Here is a 6,487-nt window from a genome sequence, read left to right as displayed (position 1 = left end):
CCCCCCCCCCCCCGCGGCGATGGATCAGTAGGCGTACGTCAGCTTCATCCAGCCGGTGCGTCCCGGCTCGTGGATGCGCACCGGATCGGCGGGATAGCCGAAGTCGGCGCTGCCGGACAGGTTCAGGTGCTCGCTGTAGTCGCGGTCGAACAGATTGTCGATGCCGGCGGTGAGCACCAGGCGCTCGTCGAAGCGATAGCCGGCGTTCACCGCGACGGTGGCGAAGCCCGCGCTGCGTCCGAGATCGCGGCCGACGACATTGCCCTGTTCCACCGACACCCGATGCTGCGCGGCGACCCCGCGCAGCAGGGCGCCGAAGGACCAGGTGCGATCGTCGTAGGCCAGCGACAGGCGCGCATCCAGCGGCGGCATCTGCGGCAGCGGCGCGCCGGTCGCGCGCTGCTCGCCCCAGGCGTAGGCGAGCGTGCCTTCGAGCTTCCAGTCCGGCGCCGGGCGGAACGCGACGCCCGCCTCGCCGCCGCGAATGGCCGCATCGACGTTGGCGACTCTGCTCGTCATCCCCATCATGCCGCCTTCGCGGTAGGTGAACAGGATGTAGTCCTGGATGCGGCCGGCGTAGGCGGAGATCCAGGCCGAGGCGCGCGCGCCGCGGTATTGCAGGCCGAGATCGATCTGCGTGGTTCGCTCCGGCTGCACGCCGGCGAAGGCATTGGCGGCGCCCGGTGGCCCCAGGTTGGGCGAGAACAGTTCCCAGTAGTCGGGCATGCGCTCGGCATGGCCGAGGCCGGCGTACCAGGTGAGCGCGGGCCCGGTCGCGGCGTCCCCGGCCAGCGTCCGCTCGAAGCGCAGGAAGCCGCTGCGCAGCATGTCCCGGCGGCGCTGCCCGGCGGTGGGATTGGGCATGCCCATCATGCCGGCGACGGGGCGCGCATCGCGCACGCGGGCGCGGTCCACGCGCGCGCCCGCGACCAGGCGCTCGCGCGCGGCCAGGCGCCAGGTCGCCTCCGCGAATGCGCCGAGGTTGGAGAAGTCGGCGTCCTTCTGCCATGCCATCGCGCGGTAGTTCTCGCCGTGCATGGCATTGCGTTCGCGATGGCGGCTGCGCTGCGCATCCAGACCGGTGACGATTTCCCAGGCGCCAACCTTCCAGGTGGCGGCCGCGCGCCCGCCGCTGGTCCGCCGGTCGACGTTGGAGACCATCGCCATCGGCATCGGTCCCATCGGGTTGGGATCGCGCAGACTGTAGTTGTCCATCACGTGGTCGGCGTCGTTGACGTAGGCGTTGGCCTGCAGCGCGTCGAGCGCGCCGCCGATGCGCGTCTTCTCGAAGCGCAGGGCGTAGCTGCTGCGCCGGAACTGCACGCCGTCCATGCCGCGGCCGGCGTAGCGCGCCTGCCCGTCGCCGGCGCCGACGGTGGCCTCCAGCAGCGTGTCGCGGTCCGGCGTCCAGCCGAAGCTGGCGTCCGCGCTCCACTTCTTCCACAGCGAGGGCACCAGGTCGCCGGCGCCGTCGCGGTAGTCGTCGGCCTGCGAACGGTTGGTGCCCACGCGCACGTAGCCGCGCGGCGCCCCGGCGGTGGCGTCCAGGGTCTGGTCGTTGCGGCCGTTGGCGCCGGCCAGCAGGCTGCCGCGCACGCGCAACCCGGGGGCGTCGAAGGTTTCCGGCTCGCGCACGAAGCGCACCGTACCGGCCGACGCGCCCGGTCCCCATTGCACGGTCTGCGGGCCCTTGATCACCACCAGGCGGTCGTAGGTCTCCGGCGCCACGTAGGACATCGGGTTGTCCATGCGCGCCGGGCAGGCGCCGGGCATGGCGCCGTCGTTGCTGAGCAGGTTCAACCGCGAGCCGAACATGCCGCGCAGCACCGGATCGCCGTTGCTGCCGCCGTTGCGCACGGCGGTGAAGCCGGGAATGGTCTTCAGGTAGTCGGCGCCGTCGCTGGCGGGCACGGGCTGGCGCGGCAGGCGCGGATCGGTTTCGAACACCAGCGACGCGCTCGGCGCGGCGGCGGTGACCACCACGGTGTCGAGCAGGCGCGTTTCGGGGGCGTCCTCGTGCGCCGCGGCGCGCGGGGGCAGGGCGAGCGCGAGCGCGGCGGCGAGCGCGGCGACGGGCACGGCGGGACGGGCGGCAGGCGCCGCCGGCGGCGAACGCGTCGCCGCGGAAAGGGACATCGACATGGCATCTCCAAAATCACAAGACGCGCGGCGGCGAGCGTCGCGCGGGGTCGTCAGCTGGCTTGTGTTTCAGAGAACGAGCGGCGGTCCCCGGGAGCCGAGGCCGTAAGGCAGGAAGCGTTGCGCCGGCGCTGCGTGCCGGCCTGGCGGGATCGCGCGGGCGGGCAGGCGCGGCGAGAGCAGCGCCAGCCACAGCACCGCCACCGTCAGCGTGGCGAGCAGGGGGCAGTAATCGCAGTCGAAGCCGTCGTGCCCGTGCGAGGACCGGTCCGGCTCGCCCTGCGCGGTCCTGCTGGCCCCGAACAGGGCCAGGTCGACGTACTTCAATCCGGCGGTGGTGCAGATCGCCGCCAGCGTGGTCGGCACGCGGGCGGTCATCGGCTGCAGCAGGCGCCCGGCCGTCGGCAGCAACGCCAGCAGCAGCATGGCCAGCAAGGCCAGGCGCAGCATCGGGGCATGGAGGGCGCGTGATCGCAACACCCGGACAGTTTAATCGCCAAGGCGCGGCCATGCGGGGCATGGCGCGGGACATTTTGTCGCGCCCGCTGCCGCGGCTTGCCTGCGGGCGGCGCGTCGGAGGGCGTGCCCGTCCGCCGCGCCCCCCTATCGGATAAAAGTCCGGCCCGTTGGGGACGGGCCGGATGCACGCAAGAGAGAGTGTGCGTGCGCAGAGACGTCGATCAGTTGACGCTGACGGCCGACCAGGCCTTCGCCACCGCGTTGTATTCGGCCGATCCGGTGCCGTACAGATCCTTCGCCGCATTGAGCGTGGCGGTGCGGGCGGCGGGGTAGTCGGTGGTGGACGTGAAATAGCTGGTCAGGGCCTTGTACCAGATCTTCCCGGCCTTCTCGCGGCCGATGCCGGCCAGGCTCGTGTCGCCGTTGCACACCAGGTCGCTGGCCGTGTACTTGCTGCTGAAGTTCGTCGGCACCACCGCGCCCTCGGCCAGCAGGTAGAAGAAGTGGTTGGCCACCCCCGAGGTGAAGTGCGGATCGTACTTGCCGCCCTTGTAGGTGTAGGCCACGTCGAATCCGCCGCTGGGATAGCAGTCGTAGCCGTCGTTGAGCATAGTGGCATCACTCGGCTTGAACATCGAGCGCAGCGCCTTCAGGTCGCCGGAATTGCTGGTGAAGATCTCTTCGCCGATCAGGTAGTCGCCCGGGTCGCTGGCGTTGCCGATGCTGTACTCGACCAGCGTGCCGAAGATGTCGGAGGTGGCCTCATTCAATCCGCCGGTGTCCTTGATGTTGTAGTAGCCGAGCCCGGCGGTGGCCTGGGTGACGCCGTGGGTCATCTCGTGGCCGGCGACATCGAGCGCGACCAGCGGCCGGTAGGTGGTGCTGCCGTCGCCGTCCCCGTAGACCATGTACGAACCGGTCCAGCCGGCATTGAAGTAGTTCTTGCCCCAGTGCACGTAGCTCTTCACGCCCTTGCCGTCGTCGAAGATGCCGTTGCGGCCATGCACGCTCTTGTAATAGTCCCAGGTGGCGGCGACCCCGTAGTGGGCGTCGGCGGCGGCCGAGGCGCGGTCGCTGGTGGCGTTGTTGCCCCAGACGTTGTCGCTGTCGGTAAAGACCGTGGCGCGGTTGGTGCGCGTGGCGTTCTTGGCATCGAGCGTGGTGCCGCTGCCGCGCAGCGGGTCGATCATCTGGTAGCCGCCGCTCACCGAATCGGTGGTGATCGAGACGTTGCCGAGGGTGAGGGTCTTGCCGGTCCCGGTGGCGCCGGCCGAATGGAACTGGTCGTCCTCCAGCAGCACTTTGCCGTTGATCGCATCGATGTAGTAGTTGACCACGCCCGGATCCTGGCTGTCGCTGCGCACGCCCTCCAGGTGCACGCGGTAGGCCAGGCGCGGCTGCTGGCCGCGGGCATAGATCACCAGGCTCGCCTCGGGAAGCGATGCGATCTCGCCCTTGAAGGCGGCGCCCGCGCGCGTGATCGCCTCGTCCTTGTCGATCTTGGGCGCAATGCCCGGGCGCGCGGTCGTCTTCAACGCCGCATGGCTGACCGACTTCATCTTGCCGGCCTTGGTATGCATGACGAAATCGCCGCCGAACACCGGCAGGCCGCGATAGGTCCGCTCGAAGCGCACGTGCTGGGTGCCGTCGGGATCGTCGATGACGTCCTTGGCCACCAGATCATCCTGGCTGGCCAGGCGCAGCGCGGCCGCGTTGGCGGCGTTCCTGGCCAGTCCCTTGGCATGGACCGCCGCGGGCGAAGCGGCGGGCGAAGCGGCGGTCGCGGCGAGCGGCAGCGCGGCGGCGATGGCGAGTGCGAGCAGATGCATGGGTTTGCGCATGGCTGGGTTCCGTTCTCTCGTGAAGGAATCGATGTGCGGTCACGGAATCGGTGTGCCGCGGTTCCGTACCGTCAATCCCCAAACGTGAAACCGGTCCTCTCCCCCCACTCGCGGCGAAGATTTTCTTCATCGGGAACGTTGCTGCGATCGCAGCAACGCCTGCGTCCGCGACGCACGGATGGGAGCGCTAGCACTCCCGCGCCGGCGATTGGATGCCGGGAAGCGCGGCGATCTCGGCGGCGAGAAAATCCACCAGCAGCCGCACCCGCGCGATGCCCGCGCGCTCGGGCACCAGCAACAGGCTCAACGGCACGCCCTGCATCGAATACGCGGGCAGGATCGGTTCGACCCGGCCGTCGGCGAGCAGATCGTCGACCAGCCAGCGATGCGCCTGCGCGATGCCGCGCCCGGCGATCAACGCTTCGCGCACGGCAAGCCCGTGGTCGACGCGGAAGCGGCCGCCGAAGGAGACGGCATGCTGCCTGCCGTCGGGCCCGCGCAAGGACAGCACGTCGCTCCCGGCCACGTTCGACATGCGGATGCCTTCGTGGCCGTGGAGCTGTTCCGGCGTGGCCGGCATGCCGCGCTCGGCCAGATAGCCGGGCGCGGCGACCAGCACGCGCCGCGATTGGCCGAGCGCGCGCAGCTTCATCGCGCTGTCGGCGAGCGGCCCCAGGCGGATGGCGACGTCCACGCCCTCGCGCACCAGGTCGATGCGCTCGTCGGTGAGGCTGAGGTCGATGCCGATCTGCGGATAGCGGTCCTGAAAGGCGAAGAGCAGGCGGCCCAGATGCAGCACGCCGAACGCCGCCGTGCACGAGACGCGGATCGTGCCGGCCGGCGCGCCGCGGGTATCGCGCGCCTCGTCGCCGGCCTGCTCCACCAAGCGCAGGATCAGCACGCATTGCGCGTAGTAGCGCCTGCCCTCGTCGGTCAGGGCGACGCGCCGGGTGGTGCGGCTGAGCAGAGGCGTGCCGACGGCCGCCTCCAGCTCGCGCAGTTGCCGCGTCACCGTCGACTGGCCGATGCCGAGTTCGCGCGCCACCGCCGACAGGCTGCCGCGCTCGGCGACGCGGACGAAGCTGCGCATGCGTTCGAGGGTGACGTCCGATTTATTCATTTTTCGGCAGAATATTATGCATTCCGGCTATCTATCGGATGGATGCGCGCCTGTCTAGAGTGCCGTCCTCCCACTTCCCGGATCGCCGCCATGAATGTCCTGCTCGTTTTCGCCCATCCCGAACCGCGCTCGCTGGCCGGCGCACTGCGCGAGGTCGCCGTGCGCGAGCTGGAGGCCCTCGGCCACGCGGTGCGGGTGTCGGATCTCTATGCCGCGGGGTGGAAAGCGCAGGTCGACCGGGGCGACTTCCCCCTGCTGGCGGCGGAGGCGCGCCTGGCCCCGAGCGAGGCGTCCGCGCAGGCCTTCGCCGCCGACGCGCTCACGGATGACGTGCGCGCCGAGCAGGAGAAGCTGCGCTGGGCCGACGTGCTGATCCTGCAGTTCCCGCTGTGGTGGTTCACCATGCCGGCGATCCTCAAGGGCTGGGTCGACCGCGTCTACGCCTACGGTTTCGCCTACGGCGTGGGCGAGCACAGCGACATGCGCTGGGGCGACCGCTACGGCGAGGGCGTGTTCGCCGGCAAGCGCGCGATGCTGCTGGTGACCGCCGGCGGCTGGGAGGCGCACTACGGCGCCCGCGGGATCAACGGGCCGATCGAGGACCTGCTGTTTCCGATCAACCACGGCATCCTGCATTACCCGGGCTACGACGTGCTGCCGCCGTTCGTGGCCTACCGGGTGCACCGCCTCGACGACACCGGCTTCGCGGCGCTGGCCGAAGCGCTGCGCGAGCGGATGCGCACGCTGGCGACCGCGCCGCCGATCGCCTACCGGCGCCAGAACGGCGGCGACTACCTGATCCCGAGCATGCAGCTGCGCGCGGGGCTGGAGACGCCGGGTACGCGCGGCTTCGGCCTGCACGTCGATCACGCGGCATCCCCAAGCGGACGCGATGACCGACGGCGGCAAGGCGGCTGAAACGGTCGCA

At 70.5% G+C, this 6,487-nt stretch carries 5 protein-coding genes; 1 reads left to right on the top strand and 4 read right to left on the bottom strand.

The features are described 5' to 3' along the window. Positions 1–24 precede the first annotated feature (24 nt). The 4 genes from MD221_RS11940 to MD221_RS11925 all read right to left on the bottom strand — a co-directional run bounded on the left by MD221_RS11940 (position 25) and on the right by MD221_RS11925 (position 5,559). Positions 25–2,142 carry a TonB-dependent copper receptor gene (locus MD221_RS11940; RefSeq protein WP_425602262.1) on the bottom strand — a complete coding sequence of 706 codons (2,118 nt, stop codon included), beginning with the start codon at positions 2,140–2,142 and terminating at the stop codon, positions 25–27. Between the two features lie 66 nt (positions 2,143–2,208). Continuing rightward, a complete protein-coding gene (locus MD221_RS11935; RefSeq protein ID WP_242111987.1) occupies positions 2,209–2,589 on the bottom strand; it encodes a DUF2946 family protein in 381 nt (126 codons plus the stop codon). A gap of 230 nt (positions 2,590–2,819) precedes the next feature. Continuing rightward, entirely contained in the window at positions 2,820–4,439 is a 1,620-nt protein-coding gene (locus MD221_RS11930; protein ID WP_242111986.1) for a M4 family metallopeptidase, read from the bottom strand. 187 nt (positions 4,440–4,626) lie between these two features. Then, the gene (locus MD221_RS11925) at positions 4,627–5,559 is read right to left on the bottom strand and encodes a LysR family transcriptional regulator (protein WP_242111985.1); all 933 of its coding nucleotides are present in this window, start codon (positions 5,557–5,559) and stop codon (positions 4,627–4,629) included. 90 nt (positions 5,560–5,649) lie between these two features. Here MD221_RS11925 and MD221_RS11920 point away from each other — a divergent pair, with 90 nt between their 5' ends. Then, positions 5,650–6,477: an NAD(P)H-dependent oxidoreductase gene (locus MD221_RS11920; RefSeq protein WP_242111984.1), complete on the top strand. Its 828-nt coding sequence runs from the start codon at positions 5,650–5,652 to the stop codon at positions 6,475–6,477. The last annotated feature ends 10 nt before the right edge of the window (positions 6,478–6,487 follow it).

This window comes from Luteimonas aquatica, from assembly GCF_022662575.1.
GTDB lineage: Bacteria > Pseudomonadota > Gammaproteobacteria > Xanthomonadales > Xanthomonadaceae > Luteimonas > Luteimonas aquatica.
This window is presented reverse-complemented; position numbering and strand designations above follow the sequence as displayed.

What these genes read in the sequence shown, in the direction of transcription:
- MD221_RS11940 (WP_425602262.1), bottom strand. Translation starts at nt 2,142, where the DNA reads ATGTCGATGTCCCTTTCCGCGGCGACGCGTTCGCCGCCGGCGGCGCCT.
- MD221_RS11935 (WP_242111987.1), bottom strand. Translation starts at nt 2,589, where the DNA reads ATGCTGCGCCTGGCCTTGCTGGCCATGCTGCTGCTGGCGTTGCTGCCG.
- MD221_RS11930 (WP_242111986.1), bottom strand. Translation starts at nt 4,439, where the DNA reads ATGCGCAAACCCATGCATCTGCTCGCACTCGCCATCGCCGCCGCGCTG.
- MD221_RS11925 (WP_242111985.1), bottom strand. Translation starts at nt 5,559, where the DNA reads ATGAATAAATCGGACGTCACCCTCGAACGCATGCGCAGCTTCGTCCGC.
- MD221_RS11920 (WP_242111984.1), top strand. Translation starts at nt 5,650, where the DNA reads ATGAATGTCCTGCTCGTTTTCGCCCATCCCGAACCGCGCTCGCTGGCC.